Source organism: Armatimonadota bacterium (assembly GCA_013314775.1).
Classification (GTDB): domain Bacteria; phylum Armatimonadota; class Zipacnadia; order Zipacnadales; family JABUFB01; genus JABUFB01.
This window is the reverse complement of record JABUFB010000013.1, coordinates 222121-240900: the sequence shown is the minus strand read 5'-3', so window position 1 is coordinate 240900 and position 18780 is coordinate 222121. Positions and strand designations below refer to the sequence as shown.

Below are 18780 nucleotides of genomic sequence, written 5' to 3'. Positions count from 1 at the left end.
AAGACCCTATCACGTCGTCATACAGCGAAGGGGTGCGGGGAAGGTCTTTGTGCTGCAACGCCATCACCTCACACCCACGATTCCCCTATGAACACGCAAGACCTCCCAACTTTTTCAGCGATTAGATGATGGCGATAACAACAAGCAGTTCAATCAGTGTGAAACCGCGACGCATTCGACGTCACCTCCGTAGCAAGGGTCAAGGCTAGTAAGGTTTTCGCCGTCCTTTCGCGAATTCCTTGTCATGCTCGCGGCTAGAACCTGCGAAATCCCTCCTCGACTTCACCCACCTGCAGGATCTGCCTGACCTTGCCATCCTTGACGGCCTCGGCGATCACCACGAGAGCCCCGTTGATGGCAGCCAGCGTCTCATCGATATCCGCGGCGCTGTGGCTGTAGGTGACAAACAGCAAACCGCCGCGGCGGATCAGTACCCCGCGTTTTGCGGTCTCCTGCAGGAACAGGCTCCAGACGTCGGCGTTGAGCGCGGCGTCCTCGTAATGGAAGCCCGGCTGGGACATGGGTGCAAGGCCCGTGCAATAGATCGGCACACCGTGGGTCTTCCCGAGGTCCGCGATCCCGTCCATGAGCCTTTGGCCCTGGGTCCAGATGTGCTCGTGCACTGGCTGGTCGCGGTACTCCTTGAGGCACGCGGTCACAGCAGCCAGCGACAGGCATTCGCCACCATACGTCACGCTGATGAGAAGATCCTTCGCAATCTGCATGACCTCACGCTTGCCGCAGACGCAGGCCAGGGGCATCCCGTTAGCGATGCCCTTGGCGAAACAGGCGAGGTCCGGCGTGACGCCGTAGTACTCCTGCCCGCCACCGGGGGCGAGGCGGAAGCCGGTGACGATTTCATCGAAGGCCAGCAGCACGCCGAACTCGTCGCACAGCTCGCGGATGCGCTGGATGACGTCCTTCGGCGCAGCAGTGCCTGACGCCACGTCCAGGAATACTGCGGCGACCTTGCCTTTGTACCGCTCGAGGAGGTCTTTCAGGGCGTCCGGGTCATCTCTCGGAAAGCCTTTCACCATGGCCCGAAGGCATTCGGGGACTCCGGCGCCTGCTGGGGGCTCATGCTGAGCAGTCCACGTGTCGCCCCAACCCCGGTATCCGGAGTTGAGGATCAGTTCCCGACCAGTGTATGCCCGGGCGATCCTCGCCGCGGCGCTGGTCACCTCGCTGCCGCCCTTGAGAAACCGGACCATTTCCGCGCACGGGACGGTTTCGCGGATGAGGCGCGCGGCCTCTACTTCGACCGGGTGCAGCAGGCCGAAGATCATGCCCTTATCCAGTTGCTCGCGAACCGCCTGGTCCACCCGGTCGTAGCAGTAACCGAGGGTGATGGGCCCCAGCGCCAGAATGTAGTCGATGTACTCGTTACCGTCCACGTCCCAGACGCGGCAGCCTTTGCCGCGCTCCACGTAGATCGGGAAAGCGCCGGGAGCGTAGCCCTGCGGCCGCTTGCTGTTTGTCTGCGAGCCGCCGGGAATGAGGTCCACGGCCTCCTGCCACAGCTCCAGGGAACGGGTCAGGTTCAGCTTGTCAGCCATCGGTATGCCTCCGTATCATCAATGATTGCGGGTAGTTTGCTTGTGCCGGGGACGCCCAGAATCTCAGCCTTCTGCTGCACACGCGCGGACCTGTTCGGGCGTCAGGTGCCCGTCCCAGACCCGCACCCGGCGGATCAGCCCCGTAAAGCCATTGTCCGCGCCGTAATCGCCAACCAGAGTGGCGCGGTCCATCCCGATTTCCAGACCCTCGTTGGGGTCGGCGGGGATGAATCGGTCGAGTTCCACCGAACCCACTTCCTGTCCATCCACGTAGAGCTTCGCCAGGGCATCGCTGGTGATCACCGCCAGCAGGTGCACCCAGTCGGCGCCAATCCGATTCGCTCCGCGCACCACGATCGCTTCCCCACCGATGCGCAGGAAGAAACCGGGTTTTCCGTCCTTCAGGAACAGCGCGTAACCGTTGCTCTGGCCACCCCGGGCGAGAATGACGCCGGTATCCTTCTCGGCCTTTGCCCAGGCCTCCACCGCGTGCGGTGCCCCAGCAGGATTGATGCTCTCCGACCGGTCCACAGAGATCGAATCTGCGCCGGTGAACTTGCGCGCTGGGCGTCCGTCCAGGTCGATCAATTGGGCGCCGCGCGCCGTCCCGTGGTTGCCCTTGCCGGACCTGTCTGTGACCCTGCCCCCGGCATCCTGTGTGAAGTCAAAGTCGAGAACCACGCTGCCCGCCTTGTTCACCTTCGGGCGCGGGATCTCCTGGTAGTTGGTCTCCTTGAGAAGGCGCTCAAGTTCAGCCTTGAGTTCCTGCTTCTTGTCCGCGTACGCCGGGTCTTCTGCGAGATTGGTCAGCTCGTGCGGGTCGGTTTCGAGGTCATACATCTCGTCGATGTCGTTGATCTTCGGGTACGTAATGTACTTCCAGCGCTCAGTACGGACGCCGAACATGGTGGGGATTCCGGGCAGCCAGCCCTCCTGGAAGTACTCGTAGAGGAATGAACTGCGCCAGTCTTCGCGCTGCCCGCGCAGTAGCCGCACGAAGGACTGCCCTTGCACGCTGTCGGGCACCCTCGCGCCGGCGAGCTCCTCGAGCGTCGGCGCCAGGTCGATATTCAGCACCATCTCGTCAATGGTTGTCCCGGGCTGGACGAGGGCTGGGTAGCGCATCGTCAGGGGGATGCGCAGCGATTCCTCATACATGAGGCGCTTATCGCCCCGCCGGTGCTCCCCATGGAAGTATCCGTTGTCGCCCGCGAAAACGACCACCGTATTGTCCAGACGTCCCTGCCGCTCGAGGAGGTCGAGCACTCGGCCGATGCCCTCATCCACCGCCGCGAGGGAGCGATAGTAGTTGAGGCGGCCCTCGACGTGAGGGTTCCAGTCGGTGGGTGGGATGCGGTCCGGTACAGGCTTATCGGCGTTCTCCAGCATGGCTTCCCGCCGGATCCCGCGCACCATGCCGGCGCGGATCCATTCGGGTTTGCCCGCGAAGTCGTCCCGGGCATTGGGCGGCTCGGCGAATGTCTCGCCTGAGTAGAGGTCCTTGTGGCGTTCGGCGGGAGTGAAGGGGCCGTGGACGGCCTTGTGAGACAGGACCAGGCAGAAGGGCTGCGCGCTCTGCGCATCCAGGAATGACAGGGCATATTCGGTGAGCAGGTCGGTCATGTAGCCTTCGGCTTGGAAATCGCGGCCGTTCTCGTTGAGGCTCGGATTGCTGTACTCGCCCTGTCCGCGGAAGCTCAGCCAATAGTCAAACCCCGGGCGGGGCGAAGCCTTGGGCGCCATGTGCCACTTGCCGATGAACCCGGTGCGATACCCCGCCTGCTGCATGACCATGGGAAAAGTTGGGAGTGCCGGGTCGGGATCGTTCACTTCGTTCGTGCGCACATTGTGGGTGTGGGCATAGCAGCCGGTGAGGAAACTGGCGCGGCTGGGTGAGCAGAGGGACGTCGTGACGAAAGCGTTGGCGAACAGCGCGCCCTCATTGCGGATGCGGTCCATGTTCGGCGTGCGCAACCACGGCGGGTTCCCGACGCAACTCATGGCATCGAAGCGCTGATCATCGGTGAGGATGAACAGCACGTTGGGCCGGGTAGTCTGGGCATAGGAGGGCCCGGCGAAACGCCCGAGCACCGCTGCCCCGAGGGATGCACCGGCGGCGCCGAGTGCTGCGCGGCGGATGAACTCGCGGCGATTGTGGGGCGTAGACATGGTTGAACCACCTGCCGTATGCCTATTGGCCGATGGTCATCCAGCGGCCCTCGCGACTGCTCTGCACCACCGCATCCATGACCTGTTGGGTCGCGTGACCGTCTGCGAAGTTGGGCGCGTCATCGGTGTCATTGATGATGCAGTCGATGAAAGCACGAACAAGGCTCGAGTACCCGGTCAGGAACACCTTGCGGGCTGCTGCACGCTCGTCTTCGGTGGCAACGGCGCGCGGGATGTTGGTCTGTATTTCGTCGGGTGGGGGCATGGGCACGAGGTCGCTCTCGCCGGTCCGAACGCCGCGCAGGGCGTTGCGCCAGACGTCATGGTACAGGTTCAGCTCAATCCGGCCGTCCATGCCCGCGATCTCGTGGCGCATGATCCGGTCGCCCGGCGCCGTCCAACTGATGTGGAAAATGCCCTGGGTTCCGTTGGCGTACTCGGCGATGAATGCATCGGTATCGTCCACCACCGTGGGCGCGGGCTGGCCGTCTTTCATGCGGGTGGGCGCGGTGTTCTTCAGGGTCGCGCAGACCCGGTGGATCGGGCCGTTGAGCCAGAGCGCCAGGTCGATATTGTGGCAGCCCAGGTCGAACAGGACGCCGCCACCTGCGAGGTCCGGGTCGGCGCGCCACATCCAGTTGCGGCCGGGCATGCCGTACCCGGCAAGCTGGCAGATGTTGTAATGGAAGACCTCGCCGCAGAAGCCTGACCGCATGAGTTCCCGGGCGTAGATTGCCTCGGGCACCCAGCGGTTGGTGAAAGCCACCATGGTCTTCACGCCGGCTCGGGCGGCGAGGTCGGCAAGCTCCCCGGTCTGCGCGGAGTTCACGCCCAGCGGCTTCTCGCAGAAGACATGCAGGCCGCGGTCCAGGGCGGCCTTTGCGATCTCGTAGTGGGCATTGTGGGTGGAGCTTATGGTAACGGCGTCCAGGTCGTCCATGTCCAGCAGTGCGCGGTAGTCCGTAAAGAGGCGCTCAACACCGAAGTCTTCCCCTGCCTTGCGCAGCCTATCTTCGCTGCGAGCTGACAGGGCCACCAGTTCCGCGCCGGGATGGGAGAGCACCTGAGGAATGTGAACGCGGTTGGCCCACGAGCCAACGCCGATGACGCCAACGCGCAGCTTCGAGTCAGACATGAGTGCAGCGGACCTCCGAAATGTTTGCGCAGGGATTCGACGGCGGGAGGTGAGAAACCTTCGCGGTCCCGCGAACCGGTTAGCTCAACCCCGCAGGACCACCGACTGCCTGCGCGGAACAATACTGCCGACTGACGGATCGACCAGTGCCGCCCATCCGGAGGGATTGACGTGAACGCATTCGCGACTTTCACTGCGCTGATTACCTGGCTCTGCGTCCCGGCACTTGCTGCGCCCGAGTTGCACCAGATCACCGTGAATGGGGACGGGGTGCTTCAGTTCGCGGATGGAGCGGGCGAGGTGGCGCTTTTCGGCGTCAACTACTACCCTCCGTTTTCCATTGACTACGCTGAGATAAGGGCCAAAGGCCTGGACCACGAACAGGCGATTCGCGACGATGTGAAGCACTTCGCCAGGCTCGGCCTGACGGCCATCCGCTTGCACTGCTGGGACCGGGAGATCAGCGACCACCAGGGCAACCTCATCGAGAACCACCACCTGCGGCTGCTGGACCTGCTCATCAGCGAGTGCGCGAATGCCGGCATATACACGGTGCTCACGCCCATTGCCTGGTGGAACAGCCCCACCGGCGGCGGGTTCTCGGACCTGTACACCATGCACCAGATGACCACTGACCCCACGGCGCGAGAAGTCCAGCGCAATTACCTGCGCCAGTTCGTGAACCATGTGAACCAGTTCCGTAAGCTTCCCTACCGCGACGACCCGGCCGTGGTGGGTTTCGAGACCATCAACGAGCCCATCTACCCGCCGGGGACCACAGATGAGCAGGTGGTGGAGTACATCAACTCGCTGGTGGAAGCGATCAAGTCGACGGGCTGCCGCAAACCTGTTTTCCACAGCTTCTTCTGCAGTCGTGAGACGGCGGTGGGGGCATCCAAGGCGGACGGAATCACCTTTGGCTGGTATCCTACGGGGCTTGTAGCCGGGCAGATGCTCACGGGGGACTACCTGCCCGCAGTCAATGACTACGCGGCCATGCGCAACCCGGCATTGGAAGGCAAGGCGAAGATCGTTTACGAGTTCGACGCCGCGGATGTGCAAAAACCGTACATGTACCCGGCTATGGCCCGAGCGTTCCGCAGCGGCGGCGCGCAGATCGCGACTCAGTTTCAGTATGACCCCATGTGCCTCGCTGCGTGGAACAAGAACTGGCAGACTCACTATCTGAACCTGTGCTACACCCCCGCGAAGGCCATCAGCTTCGCCATCGCCGCCGAGGCATTCCGGCGCATTCCGCGGCTGTCGCGTTTCGGGGATTACCCGGCCAGCAACCGCTTCGGCGACTTCCGGGTGAGTTGGGAGGAAGAGCTGAGCGAGCTTGTATCTGAGCACGCCTTCATGTACTCCAACGACACCTCCAGTGTGCCGCCAGCTCCCGAGAAGCTCCAGCGGGTCTGGGGCTGCGGCTCGTCGGCCATCGTGAAGTATGGGGGAACTGGGGCGTACTTCCTGGACCGCGAGGACCGGAACTACTGGCGGCTGCAGGTCTATCCCGACGCGGTGATGGTCGCCGACCCGTACAGCGGTGGTGGCAATGAAAAGACCCGCATCCTGTGGCAGGAGCGAGAGATGAGGGTGCGGATCCCCGAACTGGGCGAGGAGTTCCAGGTGACAAGTGTTGACGGCGGGGGAGTACGAGAGGCCCGCAACGGCGCTTTCCGTGTGACGCCCGGCGAGTATGTCCTCACCCGGGGGATGACGGAAATCCTGACCACCCCGCGGGGCGACTTCCTCGCTCCGCCGTCCTCCGACCTGCCTCCGGCGGCCTTCGTTGAGGCGGCGAAACAGTGGCGCGAGGGCTACCCGTGGAATGTGCGCGCTTCAGTGGCGGCTGCCGACATTCAACGCTGCAGCCTGCGGATCAGGGGCCCCGGAGAGCGGGAGTTCTCCGCGGTACCAATGCAGGAAGGCAGAGCGTATCAGTTCGCGGCACTTGTGCCGGGTGAGGCCGTGCGCGGCGGGAAGACCGAGTATTACCTGGAAGTGGTGACCGGGGATGGGACCTGGACCTTCCCCGGAGGCAAGCCCGGCGCACGAGTGGATGAGGCCGGAGTGCAACCCGCAGTGCTCATGCAAGTGGCCGCTGACAGCGCGCTGCCGCAGGTGTCATACAGCGGGCCCGAGGGCAAGTCAGCCCGGGCCGGCTTCGTACCCGGACCGACCGACAACAGCACGGCGCTGCGCATCGAGGCCGATGCTTTCGCCGAACCGCCCAGTTGCGCCGGAATCCGCTGGCCGGTGACTGCGCCCGGGAATCCGGCGGCGTATGACGCTGTGGCGTTCATCGCACGCGGTGGCCCGGATACCACTGCCGTCGAGATCACCCTGGTGCAGGTCGACGGGAATGCCTTCGGGTACAATGTGCCCCTTGGCGAGAGCTGGGGCGAGACGGTGGTCGCCCTGGAGAAGCTGAAGCCGATGTGGTCTACCACAGCCGGCGCTCCAGACCTGTCAAAGCTCAGGGAAGTGTCGGTGATCTTCGGCACCTGGCTATTCCCGCATGCGAAGGACCTGCCCCACTGGGTGGAGGTCGAGCGAGTCGAACTGCGCAAGGCGAGCCCCACCTGGACGCTGGAGGTGGATGCTCGGACCGACCCGATTCTGCTGGTTCGCCCGGCGGACCGGCATGTGCACCTGTGGGGGGCCGGACGCTCGGGCAGCAGCGTTCCCGGAATGGACCGGGGCGTCAATGCCTTCCGGGTGGATGTGGATGGCTTCAAGCCCGAGCCGGACTGCGTCTCGTACAGGCTGCCGGTTCAAGATGCCTTCAGTCTCTGGCAGGACGAAGCTGCGAAGACCGACTGCGTGATCCTCAAGGCCCGCGCGGGCAGACCCAACACCAACGCGGTGGAGTTCGTCGTGATCGAGAAAGACGGTGCGCCCTGGGGAACCGAAGTGAAACTGGACCGTAGTTGGCAGGAGATCAAGATCCCCTTCAGCGAGCTTCGGTATTTCGGCCACTGGAACCCCAACGCACCCGGACGCGGCGGCGAGGGTGACCGCCTGCGACCAGAGAACATACGCTCTGTGAACGTCTGCCTCGGGGCCTTCTTGTATCCGGAGCATTTCGCCGACCGGCACGCTGTTGAGGTCCAAGAAGCAAGTCTGGGATGGGTCGGCGAACGGGAAGCCACACGGTAGCACCGCGGCACGTCCCGGCATGCCGCAGAAAGCCGGGGATTCGCCCGCGATCTGTCTGGAGGAACCGGACCCATGCAACCGCCACTATTGATAGCCGCACTGTTGCTCATTCTCGCGCTTCACACGGCCTGCGGCGATCTCGAGGGGCCGTGGCGGACGTTCTACGAGAAGGGCGCCTGGGACGTGGATTCCACCGCCTGGATTGGGGAGGGGACCCGGTCGGAGCTCACCGATGAGGGACTTCTCATTGCCGATGAGTCGACGGAAAACGGCAGCGGGCGCTCGTACATTCTCAACTGGGAGGCCGACGCCGCGAAGGGAGCGGCGATTGAGGCTCGCGTGAAGGTCATCTCGTGCTCCAGCCCGTGGGGCGTCTGCATGATGGCGGCCGACGGGGTACATGAGGAATCCGTCACCATCTACCCAGATCGGCTCCTGCTGTCTCACTGCGGCCTCTCAGCATCCTTCAATGGTGCGGATGATTTCCACACGATCCGCCTCGAAGTGAAGGGTGAGGACGCGAAGGTCTACGCGGATGACAAGCTGGTGATCGACGGTACGGGCAAGTTCACGAAACCTGCCCACGCCAAGCGCAACCAGTGCTCTTTCGGGGCAGCCGCATCGGCGGCGACAGGAACGGCGATCTGGCAGTGGGTGCGCTACCAGGCTGGAAAGCCTGAGCGTTCAGGCCCGGCGATGCCCGACAATCCCACCGTCGAGGGCCTCGACGTCAGGGTGGGCGAAACCGTGGAGATCGTGCCTGGCGCGATCTACCAGAGCCTCTTCAGGTTCCGCGACGGCAGGCTGGGAGTCGGGAGCCAGTGGTCTTCCGACAATGGGAAGACGTGGGCCAAGGGCCCGCACAATGTGGGCACGGGGATGGTGGAATGCGCCGACGGTGAGATCATTGGCCTTGGATTCAAGTCAAAGAAGGTGACTGACGGCGTTTTCTCCATCGGCCTGACGCGCTCCACCGATGGCGGCAAGACCTTCCGGAGCGAGACCGCGACGATGAACATCCCCGAAGGCACGGGGGGCACAGGCGACGATGGCTCGGCCTTCGAGGGACCAGTGGCAGACCACGCCATTATCGAGGCGGATGATGGCTCATTGGTCGCTGCCATGTACGGGTACTTCAAGACCGACACCGTGCTGTGCCCCAGCTTCCCGCCGGAATGGAAGATGTACAAGTACCGCACCTTCGTGATGCGCTCCACTGATCGGGGGAAGAACTGGGACCTGCTGTCAACAGTGGCCTACAATCCGGAGATCGGCCTGGAGAGTTTCTGCGAGGCGGACCTGCTGAAGATGCCCGACGGGGAGATCCACTGTTTCATGCGCACCGGTGGCAGCGGGGGCCCCACCAAGTTCACCCCGCTGTATCTGGCAAGCTCTCGCGACAATGGCAAGACCTGGTCCGAGCCACGCCCCATCGCGGATCGGGGAGTGTGGCCTAACGCATGCCGCATGGCAGACGGCACGCTGGTGGTCACCTACGGTCGCCCGGACAACTGGCTGGCTTTCAGCCTGGACGACGGGAGAACCTGGACAGGGCACTTCTGCTTCCACCGTGGCGCGAGCACCAACTACAACTCGGTCGAGGAGGTCAGTCCGGGGACGCTGCTCGTGGTGTACGACCGGCGCGCGCTGGCCCCGGACGGAAACACTCAGGCCGGCATCGTGGGCACGTTCTTCACGGTGAAGCGCCGGTAGCCTGCCAAGGGCAAGTTGGTAGCGGCGGCCAGCCTATCAACAGTCCTCAGACGCCCGGGGATGTTCGTGCCTCCGGGCGTTGTAGCCTTTCGCGCGCAAAGACTGGAGAATCTCGGCTACGTGTTCCGGGCCGCGGGTGCTCAGGACCATTTCGACCTCGGCTTTCCCCAGTTCCAGTTCGCCCGTGAGCCGGTTGTGGAGTATCTCGATAATGTTCGCGCGGCTCTCGCTCACCGCCGCGGCAAGACCTGCGAGCGCGCCCGGGATGTCGGGCAGATCCACCAAGAGCCGCACGGATCGGCCAGCTTCCGCAAGCCCTCGGTCGATCACCGCCCCGAGGGTGGTGATGTCCACGTTGCCGCCGCTCAAGATGAGCACCGGGCGATCCCCGACCGCATCTCCTAATGCCTCGAGGGCCGGTCGGGTCGCCGCCCCGGCGCCTTCAACCACCAGCTTGTCATCCTCAATGAACCGCAGAATCGCGGTGGCGATTTCCGCGTCGGTGACCGTGACCATGTCATCCACGTAGCGCCGCAGCAACTCGCAGTTGAGTTCCTCGGGCTTGCCTACTGCGATGCCGTCGGCGATGGTGGGGCTCACCGGCGCCGGGGTCGCGTGTCCCGCTTCGAAGGAACAGGTCATCGCAGGCGCCAGTGCACTCTGCACGCCGAAGACCTTGACTTGCGGCGCGGATTCCTTGATCGCGCAGCCGATGCCGGCGATGAGCCCTCCCCCGCCTACGGGCACAATGACGCTGCTCATGTCCGGGACCTGCTCCAGCAATTCGAGCCCAATGGTTCCCTGGCCTGCAATGACACGTTCATCCGCGAAGGGGTGCACGAATACCAGGCCCTTCTCGGCGCACAGCTCGCGGGCATGGGTGTTGGCCTGGTCGAAATCGTCTCCCTCAAGGATCACGCGGGCGCCAAGGGTGCGGGTGCGGTCAACCTTGAGGATCGGGGTATTGCGGGGCATGACGATGGTGGCTTCGACCCCAGCCGCTGAAGCAGCAGCCGCAACGCCTTGGGCATGATTGCCGGCGGATGCCGCGATCACGCCGCGGGCGCGCTCTCCCGGTTCCAGCAGCGCGATACAGTTGGTGGCCCCGCGGATCTTGAAGGCCCCGGTGCGCTGGAGGTTCTCGAGTTTGAGCGCAACGCGGCGGCAAGAGGCGTGGATGTCGAGAACCGGGGTGCATCTGACGACCGGAGCGACCCGGCTCCGGGCTTGCGTGATCATTTGCAGCGACAGCATGCGCAACTCCAATGGTTGACGGCGGATTGGCACGGGTTGTGTGGCCTACGGTTCGGGCGCCATCCCATTAGGCCGGTCGGGGATCGACATGCCCTCTGTTTCTCTCTTCGCCGGCAGGACGAAGGAGAACGTGCTCCCCTCGCCGATCGCCGATTGGAGCGAAATGCTGCCACCGTAGGCCTCTACGACTTCTCGGGCCATGCGCAGGCCGACCCCAAGACCGGGCACCTGCCCGGTTACCCGGTCCTCGATCTGCACGAACCCCTCGAAGATGCGGTCGTGGTATTCGTGAGGGATCCCCGGCCCATTGTCCGCCACCGAAATACACACTCCGCCATCTTCTTCGGGCGTGGCCGTGATGGTGACGACGACCGGGTCTTTGTCCCCGAATTTCACCGCATTATCCAGCAGTTGCTGGACCACGAAAGTCATGTGTTCCCTGGTTGCGTCAACGTTTTCCGCGCCCGGCCGGATGTCCACGGTGAGTTCCAGATTCGCGGCAACGTGACGTCGCCGCACATCGCTGATCGCAGACTCCACGGCATCGCAGACCCTGGCCTGCCGCAGTTCGGTGCGCATCTGCGAGGTGGTCAGGGCCTTGAAGTCCAGCAACTTCTGGACGATGTCTGTGACCTGCTCCAGTTCCTTCTCGCAGACGTCAAGAATGTGGGACCAATCCCGGGCGATCTTGTCGGCGGGGAGGTGCCGGCAGAGCTCGAGGTACCCGCCCAGGACTGCCAGTGGCGTCCGCAGTTTGTGAGGGACCAGAGAGAAAAAACTGGCCTGCACATGGCGCGCAAGCTTCTCGTCGGTGGTGTCGCGCAGCATAAGAACAGTGCTGGACAGATTTCCCTCGGCATCCTTCAGTCGTGTAAGCCGGGCGTCCACATACAAGGGCGGATGAGTATCCTCCCGCGCGATCTCGAAGGCTGCGACAGCCTCTTTGCCGGCCATGATCTCGGCGAAAGGGGGCAACAGAGTGAAAGGCGCAAGCGCATCCTGGAGACTGGTGCCCTCCCATCCCTGCTCGGGCAGATTGATCAGCAGACGTGCGGCGCGATTGGTGCTGGTGATGCGCCATCGGGCATCGGTGACCACAATCCCGTCACTCATCTGCGAGATTGCGGCGTCGAAGCGCTCGCGTTCCGCGAGAACCGCCTGGTAGTAAGTGCTGCGCTGCCGCTCGATGGCGTAACGCAGGGAGCGCACCAGCGCATGGCCGTCCACTTCGCCCTTTACGAGGTAGTCCTGGGCGCCCTCCTGCACGGCCCGGAGGGCCATGGTGTGGTCGTCGAGACCTGTAAGCACCACCACTGGAACGCCCTCGTGAAGCTGGTGGACTTCCCTGAAAGTCTCCAGACCCTGACTGTCGGGAAGGGACAGGTCCAGCAGGACAACGTCTGCGCCCCGGGTTTTGAGATGCTCCAGGCCCTGGGCAAGCCTTGTCGCATGGGCCAGCGCGAACTCGCCCTTCGCGGCCTCAGAGAGCATCTTCTCCAGCAGGAACGCGTCGTCGGGATCATCCTCGATCAGCAGGAGGTTGACCGGAGCTTCGTCCATCGCCAGTCCCCTTTGTCGCGAGCCGCAGTCTGTCTGCCGTCCCCGATCAGCTTTGCGTTTCGCTGATACAACACTATTCGCCACAGACGCCATCGGTCCTTTCGCGTATGGTCCGCTACTGCACCTTCAGCCAGTCGTTGACGACGTTCCACGACTCCGGCGCGACCGCGCCGAAATGCCAGAAGGCGATGGCGGACATGCCAAGCTCGGCCGCGGTCTCCAGGTGCGCCCTCGTGCGGGCCTCATCACTGGCATACAAGACGTGCATCACACCGTCCGCGTCGGCATACTGGTACTGGTGCACCTGTTCGTATGGCATCCAGATCTTCCGCACGTCCGGCGGTGCTCCCGGAAACCAATGTGCATGCGAGCCCTGGCTTCTGGGTATCTACCACTATGGAGCCGTGCCGGAACCGACCGGCAACAATGGGATGGGGTGGTGACTGACCATGGAACTGACGTTGAGCGATCAGGAACGCGATGCGGTGCGCCACGCGCTGGAGGTCTACCTGGGCGAGTTGCGCGAGGAGATCGTCAAGACCGAGAAGCGCGAGTGGAAGACCAAGCTGCATGAGGAGGAGGACCTGCTCAAACAGGTGCTTGCACGGCTCTGACGCCAGACCGCGAGAAGGCCGACCCGGAGCGGCAAAGGCAGTTGATCGTGTAACGGGGCGCTGAAGGTCAGTCCGCTACGATCATGGAAATCGTTGCGCGCGCCACCGCACTCGTAGGGGATGCGAAAATGACTCAGCGCCTTGTTTCCGCGCTCGCTTTCGGGTTCCTTGCCATGATCCTGAACGTTCCCGTCGCAGACGCAGGCCATCCCGCGATCGTCCTCACTGTGCCGCAGCCGGGTGAGACGCTTTCCGCGCCCGTCCTTCTCACCATCGACGACATCAAGGGCTCGTACACGATCCCACACATCCAGTCTTCCCACGAGATACGGGTGCAGACGGAGTTCGCTGGCAACGGCGTCCCGTCGGCGCAGGTGTGCCTGGTCCTGGAAGGCGAAGTCGTGGAGCGGAGGACTGTCACCCCTGATCGCCGCCGTGTAAGGTTTATGGGATTGCCATTCGGGGAGTACTCGGTGCGCGTGGCATCACCGGGCGCGGCTGGGATCCCCGCAGGCAGTCTCACAGTTGGTCCGGTGGGCGTGGGCACAATCATCGCCGCTCTGGGCGACAGCATCACCGAGGGCTACCACGGCCACGGCTTCTTCCGCGAGCCGCTGGACTTGCGCGCGGACTTGTTCCCACCCGAAGCCGTGTCTCGCGACGGCCGCAACTTCCCCCAGTTCTCGCCCACCACCTGGCACCACAAGCCTTCGGTGAACTGCTTTCAGAGCTGGATGACCGATCTGAACAACCTGCTGGCGGAGAGTTGGCAATGTCCTGTGTTCATCGCCAACGAGGGCTGGGGTGGTCTCACCAGCGGCGCGTATCTGAAGATGATGCGGGAGGACGCGGGCTGGCGGGCGCGCATGAAGCAGTTACAGCCGCAGGTGTGGCTCATCCATCTCGGGGTCAACGATGAGCGGCACCAGGTGCCGCCCGGGGAGTACGCGGCGAACATGGAGCAGATCGTTATCACGCTCATGCAGGAGTACGGCGCCCGCAAGGACTGCATCTTCATCGCGCGGCCCAGTTACGATTACGCTCAGGGCGCAGAGCCAGTCCTCCGCGCGTATATCAGCGAGATCGACCTGCTCATTGCGAAGCATGCAGTGCAGCGCGGACCGGACTTCTTCGCTGCATACGCGACCGAGCGCGAGCGCCTGTACGGGACGGACCCGGTGCATCCGAACGCCGCCGGGATGGAACTCATGGCGCGCCTGTGGGCCGACGCGATCCTCGCTCTTCACCCGCAAGGAGTATGGTGGCATGACCGGTAAGCAGCGGATGCTCAAAGCACTGGCTTTCGAGGAACCCGACAGGCCGCCGCACTTCGAAGTCATGTTCGAACTGGAGCGCGAGGCTTTCGGGATGCAGTTCCCGGATCGCCGCGGTTGGGCCGGCGTCAGCCGCCGAGAGAAAGACGCCAGGATCGCCCAGTGCATGGCGATCTACGAGAAGATCGTGGAGCGCTACCATTGGGATGCATTGGCGGTGTTCTGGCCCTGGAGTGACCCGGACGGCGTGGTTGCCGCGAAAAAAACCTTCGGCGATGACATCCTCATCGGGAGCATTGTCGGACGGAGCATCTGGTCCATCGAGTCCATCGATGACTGGGTGCAGTTCTCGGTAGATCTAGTGGAGAACCCCGACGCACTGCACCACGAGGCCCGTGCCCGGCATGAGACGGCCATCGCGAAGTTCAATGAGTTGGCCGAAGCGGGGGCCGACTTCATCCACGTGGTCAACGACGTGGCCTTCAACTCCGGCACTTTTATCTCGCCGGCGCAGTTCCGCGACCTGTGCATCCCCTATCTCGCGGAGCAAGTGGCGCATATTCGCTCCCTGGGCGTGATCCCCTTCGTGCATACAGACGGGAACATCATGGACGTGCTGGACGACTACCTGTCTTTGGGGGCGGCGTGCTTTCAGTCGGTGGACCCCATGGCGGGGATGGACATCGCCGAGGTCAAGCGCCGGTGTCACGGGAAGATGGCGCTGATGGGCAATGTCCAGTGCAATCTGCTTCAGGACGGCCCGCTGGAAGCGATCCGGGAGTCCGCCCTCTACTGCCTGCGGCATGGTTCGCCGGGGGGAGGTTACATCTTCGGAACTTCAAACACGATCTTCCCGGGCATGCCGCTTGAGCACTACGAGTACATGCTGGAAGTGTATCGGGACTTCTGTGCCGGCGGGGGATAGACAGGGACCCCTGGAGTGCCCCAAGGTGCGAGACAGGGCAGAGACACCGAACCCGGACAGGGCGCAAGCTCGGATGCCTGTTGACCGGTTTCGCTCCCTCAGAACTGCAGATCCAGGAGCCTGGTTGTGCGAATGTACCACGATGGGTCCGAGCGGTTCAGGCTGGCCTGGGTTGAGCTTCGATTCGTTTCGCGCCAGCCCACAGTGATGGTTACCTTGTCGGTCACCTGTTGGGAGTATTCCGCATAGTACGTCCGTTGTCGATCTGCGCGCGGGATAGTCTGGCGAGGTGCGGCGGCATCGAAATTGCGGGCGGTGTACGTTGCGCCGGCGCCCAGCGAGCGCCGCTTGCTGAGCCGCTTGGTCCCACTGAGGCTGAAAGTGGGTCCTGAATAGGACAGGTACGCCGCTGTTACGCTGCTGTCCGTGTACGATGCGCCCAGACCATACCTGAAGCTCGACGATAGCTGGTCGCCGTAGGACAGGGAGTAGGTGACGGTGTCGCCGCTGGAAGCCGCACTGTAGTACTTGAGCTTGCTCCAGTTCGCGTATGCGCTGAGCCGTCCTGTGTCGGTTACCGGTATGCTGAAGGTACCGTAGAGGCCGAATGTGCTGCTGTCGCTAGTGACGATGTCGACCCGCTGGTTCTCCGTGTATGACAACCCCCAGCCAATGGATCGGGTATCGCCGAGGTCGTGGGTGAAGGACAGGCCGGCAACCAGGCCCTGTCTGTCGTCCAGGTCACCAGTCAGATAGCTGGTGCGGGTGCCGAAGGCTCGGGCGCTGACTTGAAAGCCGTCACGGGGCTCCCACTTCAACTGTGCGCCGATGCGGGCATCCGCCCCCAATCCAAGCTCCATCGGTTCGTCGAAACGGATTTGCTCGCTTGTAGAGGCAAGGCCAACATTGGCGGTCCACAGAAGCTCGGCCTTTCGCGCCTTCGCGAGACGTTCCTGGGACAGCTTCAGGAACCGCTCGCCCTGCTTGGCCAACCCGCTTTTCGGGTACTCGTTCAGGAGACGCTTGAAGACAGTCACAGCGGCCGCGTAGTGCCGGTCGATGTAGCGCGTATAACCGATGTAGTACAGGCAGTCGTCCTTCAAATCCTCAGGAGCGACGCACATGGCGTCGGCGAAGCACCCGCGGGCCGAAGCGTTCCGGCGTCTGCGCATATAGGTGTGCCCCAGCCAGTAGTGCCCCTGGGCTGCAAGGGCCTCGCCATGCTCGGCGACCGCCTTGAACTGGCGGATCGCATCATCATACTGCCTCAGCTCAAGGTAGCTGCGGCCCAACTGGAACCGGGCGTCCCAACGGACCTCCTGGTGGCCCGTAGATGCCAGTGGTCGCAACAAGGTGATGGCATCACGATACTGCTTCTTGGCGAAGAGCGCCTTGGCCTCCGCGAGACTCTTCTTCTGGTCCTCGAGACTCGGGCCTTCTTCCGCCGCCGGTGCGGCTTCGGAAGTCTGCCCCGGGGCGACTGGCGATTCCGAAGTGGTCGCAGCGCTCGGGATGGTGTTCGCGGTTCTCGCTTCCTCGCATATACCGACTGACATCATCAAGACGCCAAACACAACAGCGACAGCAGCAATGCGCATTTCGCTCTCGGTCTCCCGCAATGTGCTACACAACATCCCGTGCTTCTGTTTTCGTCGTCTCCCCGGCATGAGGCCATCAGGGCAACTCGTGTCGCCACTGTTCCTCGGTCAGCGTGTTCAATTCGCGAAGTGTCGGGTTGTCTTCGGCCCAGCGCATGATGTCCTCGAGACTGGACACGTCCCGTATTTCGCCCGTATCTTCGTCGCGGAGGGGCTCGGTTCCCCGGATATACCGGTCCCACTTCTTGGCTGCGCTCTCCGATGCGGCATTGCGCTCCTTGATGACCTCGTCTATGATCCGGCGGCACTCCTCCTGACTGGCGAGCGCGTGGGCGATGCGGGCATCCAGAAGATTCTGTGAGACCCCGTATGTGGCGTACATCCGGGCCAGCAATGGCAGCCCGACTCGGTCGGAGCCGGCCGGCCAGGTCAGGAAGGTCAGGGTAAACATCCAGTTGTCGCCCGTGTTCGTAGTACTGATGAAGGCGATGCCCTCCATTTGCGACGCCGGCTGTCCGGGAACCTGCCAGACATAGGAAGCGAGCACTCGCCAGTAACCGGGGGAGCCGGGCAGCGGAGCTGCTTCGAGAACTCGGACGTCGGTGATTGCTTCCCCCGACCGGCGCGCGATGGCCGGCAGGATTACCGGCAAGGCATATTGCGCCGGCGCGAAATCGCCGATCATGAAGCCCCGAGCTTCGAGGTCCAGGCCTAGAGCAGCCATCTGGCCGGCGGCAGCCGTAGAGATCATCGTTCCGTAGTTGCCCACCAGCAGAACACCCTCGCGTCCCTTGGTCGCAACGCTCCCGCCAGTACCTTCGACACGCCATCCAGCCGGGACCGACATCCACGCTGTCCCATCGATGTTCTTCTGGCGCTGCAGGGGGATGTTGGATACTTCGTCAAGTCCGGCTCGGCGAGGCGCACAGGCCTCACGCAGCAGGGCTTTCATCCGCGGAGCCAGCGCGCCAAACTCCCACTGTGGAGCCAGCATGTTCACGAATGTGCCGGACTGCTCACCGAGGGACACCAGAGCCTCGCCTTGCATGGCAGTTCCGTCCACCTGAATGGTGTAAGAGCAAGTGGCGAGAGTGTCGTCCGCGGCAGCATTCCACTGTATCAGGCGGAAACTGGGGTCCTGTGCCGGCTTCAGACGTTCCCGCAGAAGGCGGCGTGCCCGGGCGTTTCCCGGGGCGAATGCCAATACCTCCACTTGGCCGCCGCCCTGGCGCTTCTCGAAAATCAGCAAGCCGGGGCCGCGCGGGTGGTCGATGACCTGCCACGCCCCGCTCTCCGCAGGAAGTTCAGAAATCTCGCGCAGTGTTGCCAGCAACCGGAGCGTGAACTGCTCCAGGCCAGGCATGTCCGCGGGACCGTCTACGTTCAGCACCCAGTGGCGTTCCCTGGATGGGATCACCACCATCCTGGCAACCTGCGCGCGCCCACCGAGCACATATCGGAAGGCCACGCCGACCCGCGGAACACCTGCCACTGGCACTTGCATCGTGGAGAAGTTGGAGGCTTGGGCGAACATTTCGGGCATTGCCTTCACTCGCTCGATGACCTGCGGCCCGAGAGCCTTCGAGCCGTCCAGTGGGACCGGAGTCACCGACAGAATGAGGCCGGCTCTTCCGGGATCTTCGGATTCCCAGAAGTAAGTCTGGTCCGCCTGCTTCATCGTCCAGTTCCCGTCGACATCGAAACTGAAACCCGCCCCCGGAGGTACGCAGGTGTCCGCTCCGGCCGTCGCCGTAACGGCAGCAAGTGCCAATGTGAACAGCCACCCTCGCGAGTTGTTCACGCCAGACCCCTCCCGTATG

At 63.4% G+C, this 18780-nt stretch carries 14 protein-coding genes; 5 read left to right on the top strand and 9 right to left on the bottom strand.

Translation table 11 applies throughout. The features are described 5' to 3' along the window. Window positions 1-121: 121 nt before the first annotated feature. The 4 genes from HPY44_17725 to HPY44_17710 all read right to left on the bottom strand — a co-directional run bounded on the left by HPY44_17725 (window position 122) and on the right by HPY44_17710 (window position 4860). Window positions 122-175 carry a prepilin-type N-terminal cleavage/methylation domain-containing protein gene (locus HPY44_17725; GenBank protein NSW57845.1) on the bottom strand — a complete coding sequence of 18 codons (54 nt, stop codon included), beginning with the start codon at window positions 173-175 and terminating at the stop codon, window positions 122-124. 79 nt (window positions 176-254) lie between these two features. Next, on the bottom strand, window positions 255-1556 hold the full coding sequence (locus tag HPY44_17720; GenBank protein ID NSW57844.1) for an aminotransferase class III-fold pyridoxal phosphate-dependent enzyme: 1302 nt from the start codon (window positions 1554-1556) through the stop codon (window positions 255-257). Window positions 1557-1619: 63 nt separating this feature from the next. After that, entirely contained in the window at window positions 1620-3725 is a 2106-nt protein-coding gene (locus tag HPY44_17715) for a sulfatase-like hydrolase/transferase (protein NSW57843.1), read from the bottom strand. 22 nt (window positions 3726-3747) lie between these two features. Then, the gene (locus tag HPY44_17710; GenBank protein ID NSW57842.1) at window positions 3748-4860 is read right to left on the bottom strand and encodes a Gfo/Idh/MocA family oxidoreductase; all 1113 of its coding nucleotides are present in this window, start codon (window positions 4858-4860) and stop codon (window positions 3748-3750) included. 171 nt (window positions 4861-5031) lie between these two features. Here HPY44_17710 and HPY44_17705 point away from each other — a divergent pair, with 171 nt between their 5' ends. Both HPY44_17705 and HPY44_17700 read left to right on the top strand, forming a co-directional pair. After that, the gene (locus tag HPY44_17705; protein ID NSW57841.1) at window positions 5032-8022 is read left to right on the top strand and encodes a cellulase family glycosylhydrolase; all 2991 of its coding nucleotides are present in this window, start codon (window positions 5032-5034) and stop codon (window positions 8020-8022) included. 72 nt (window positions 8023-8094) lie between these two features. Next, window positions 8095-9735 carry an exo-alpha-sialidase gene (locus HPY44_17700; protein ID NSW57840.1) on the top strand — a complete coding sequence of 547 codons (1641 nt, stop codon included), beginning with the start codon at window positions 8095-8097 and terminating at the stop codon, window positions 9733-9735. Window positions 9736-9771: 36 nt separating this feature from the next. Here HPY44_17700 and HPY44_17695 read toward each other — a convergent pair whose 3' ends face one another. The 3 genes from HPY44_17695 to HPY44_17685 form a co-directional block, all read right to left on the bottom strand. Further along, entirely contained in the window at window positions 9772-10989 is a 1218-nt protein-coding gene (locus tag HPY44_17695; GenBank protein ID NSW57839.1) for a threonine ammonia-lyase, read from the bottom strand. Between the two features lie 45 nt (window positions 10990-11034). Then, window positions 11035-12549 (bottom strand): response regulator, encoded by a 1515-nt coding sequence (locus HPY44_17690; GenBank protein NSW57838.1) that lies wholly within the window; start codon window positions 12547-12549, stop codon window positions 11035-11037. 115 nt (window positions 12550-12664) lie between these two features. After that, the gene (locus HPY44_17685; GenBank protein NSW57837.1) at window positions 12665-12883 is read right to left on the bottom strand and encodes a hypothetical protein; all 219 of its coding nucleotides are present in this window, start codon (window positions 12881-12883) and stop codon (window positions 12665-12667) included. Between the two features lie 115 nt (window positions 12884-12998). Here HPY44_17685 and HPY44_17680 point away from each other — a divergent pair, with 115 nt between their 5' ends. The 3 genes from HPY44_17680 to HPY44_17670 all read left to right on the top strand — a co-directional run bounded on the left by HPY44_17680 (window position 12999) and on the right by HPY44_17670 (window position 15362). Then, entirely contained in the window at window positions 12999-13163 is a 165-nt protein-coding gene (locus HPY44_17680) for a hypothetical protein (protein NSW57836.1), read from the top strand. Between the two features lie 128 nt (window positions 13164-13291). Beyond that, on the top strand, window positions 13292-14440 hold the full coding sequence (locus HPY44_17675; GenBank protein ID NSW57835.1) for a hypothetical protein: 1149 nt from the start codon (window positions 13292-13294) through the stop codon (window positions 14438-14440). Then, window positions 14430-15362, top strand: coding sequence for a hypothetical protein (locus HPY44_17670; GenBank protein NSW57834.1), 933 nt, complete (start codon window positions 14430-14432; stop codon window positions 15360-15362). Before HPY44_17675 ends, HPY44_17670 begins: the two co-directional genes overlap by 11 nt. Window positions 15363-15460: 98 nt before the next feature. Here the strand turns inward: HPY44_17670 and HPY44_17665 are convergent, their stop codons facing one another. Continuing rightward, entirely contained in the window at window positions 15461-16996 is a 1536-nt protein-coding gene (locus HPY44_17665) for a tetratricopeptide repeat protein (protein ID NSW57833.1), read from the bottom strand. A 40-nt stretch (window positions 16997-17036) separates the two neighbouring features. Continuing rightward, window positions 17037-18761 (bottom strand): hypothetical protein, encoded by a 1725-nt coding sequence (locus tag HPY44_17660; GenBank protein ID NSW57832.1) that lies wholly within the window; start codon window positions 18759-18761, stop codon window positions 17037-17039. Window positions 18762-18780 lie beyond the last annotated feature (19 nt).

Coding starts and splice junctions, on each gene's coding strand:
- HPY44_17675 (NSW57835.1), top strand. CDS start 13,292: ATGACTCAGCGCCTTGTTTCCGCGCTCGCTTTCGGGTTCCTTGCCATG.
- HPY44_17700 (NSW57840.1), top strand. CDS start 8,095: ATGCAACCGCCACTATTGATAGCCGCACTGTTGCTCATTCTCGCGCTT.
- HPY44_17695 (NSW57839.1), bottom strand. CDS start 10,989: ATGCTGTCGCTGCAAATGATCACGCAAGCCCGGAGCCGGGTCGCTCCG.
- HPY44_17710 (NSW57842.1), bottom strand. CDS start 4,860: ATGTCTGACTCGAAGCTGCGCGTTGGCGTCATCGGCGTTGGCTCGTGG.
- HPY44_17690 (NSW57838.1), bottom strand. CDS start 12,549: ATGGACGAAGCTCCGGTCAACCTCCTGCTGATCGAGGATGATCCCGAC.
- HPY44_17670 (NSW57834.1), top strand. CDS start 14,430: ATGACCGGTAAGCAGCGGATGCTCAAAGCACTGGCTTTCGAGGAACCC.
- HPY44_17665 (NSW57833.1), bottom strand. CDS start 16,996: ATGTTGTGTAGCACATTGCGGGAGACCGAGAGCGAAATGCGCATTGCT.
- HPY44_17715 (NSW57843.1), bottom strand. CDS start 3,725: ATGTCTACGCCCCACAATCGCCGCGAGTTCATCCGCCGCGCAGCACTC.
- HPY44_17720 (NSW57844.1), bottom strand. CDS start 1,556: ATGGCTGACAAGCTGAACCTGACCCGTTCCCTGGAGCTGTGGCAGGAG.
- HPY44_17680 (NSW57836.1), top strand. CDS start 12,999: ATGGAACTGACGTTGAGCGATCAGGAACGCGATGCGGTGCGCCACGCG.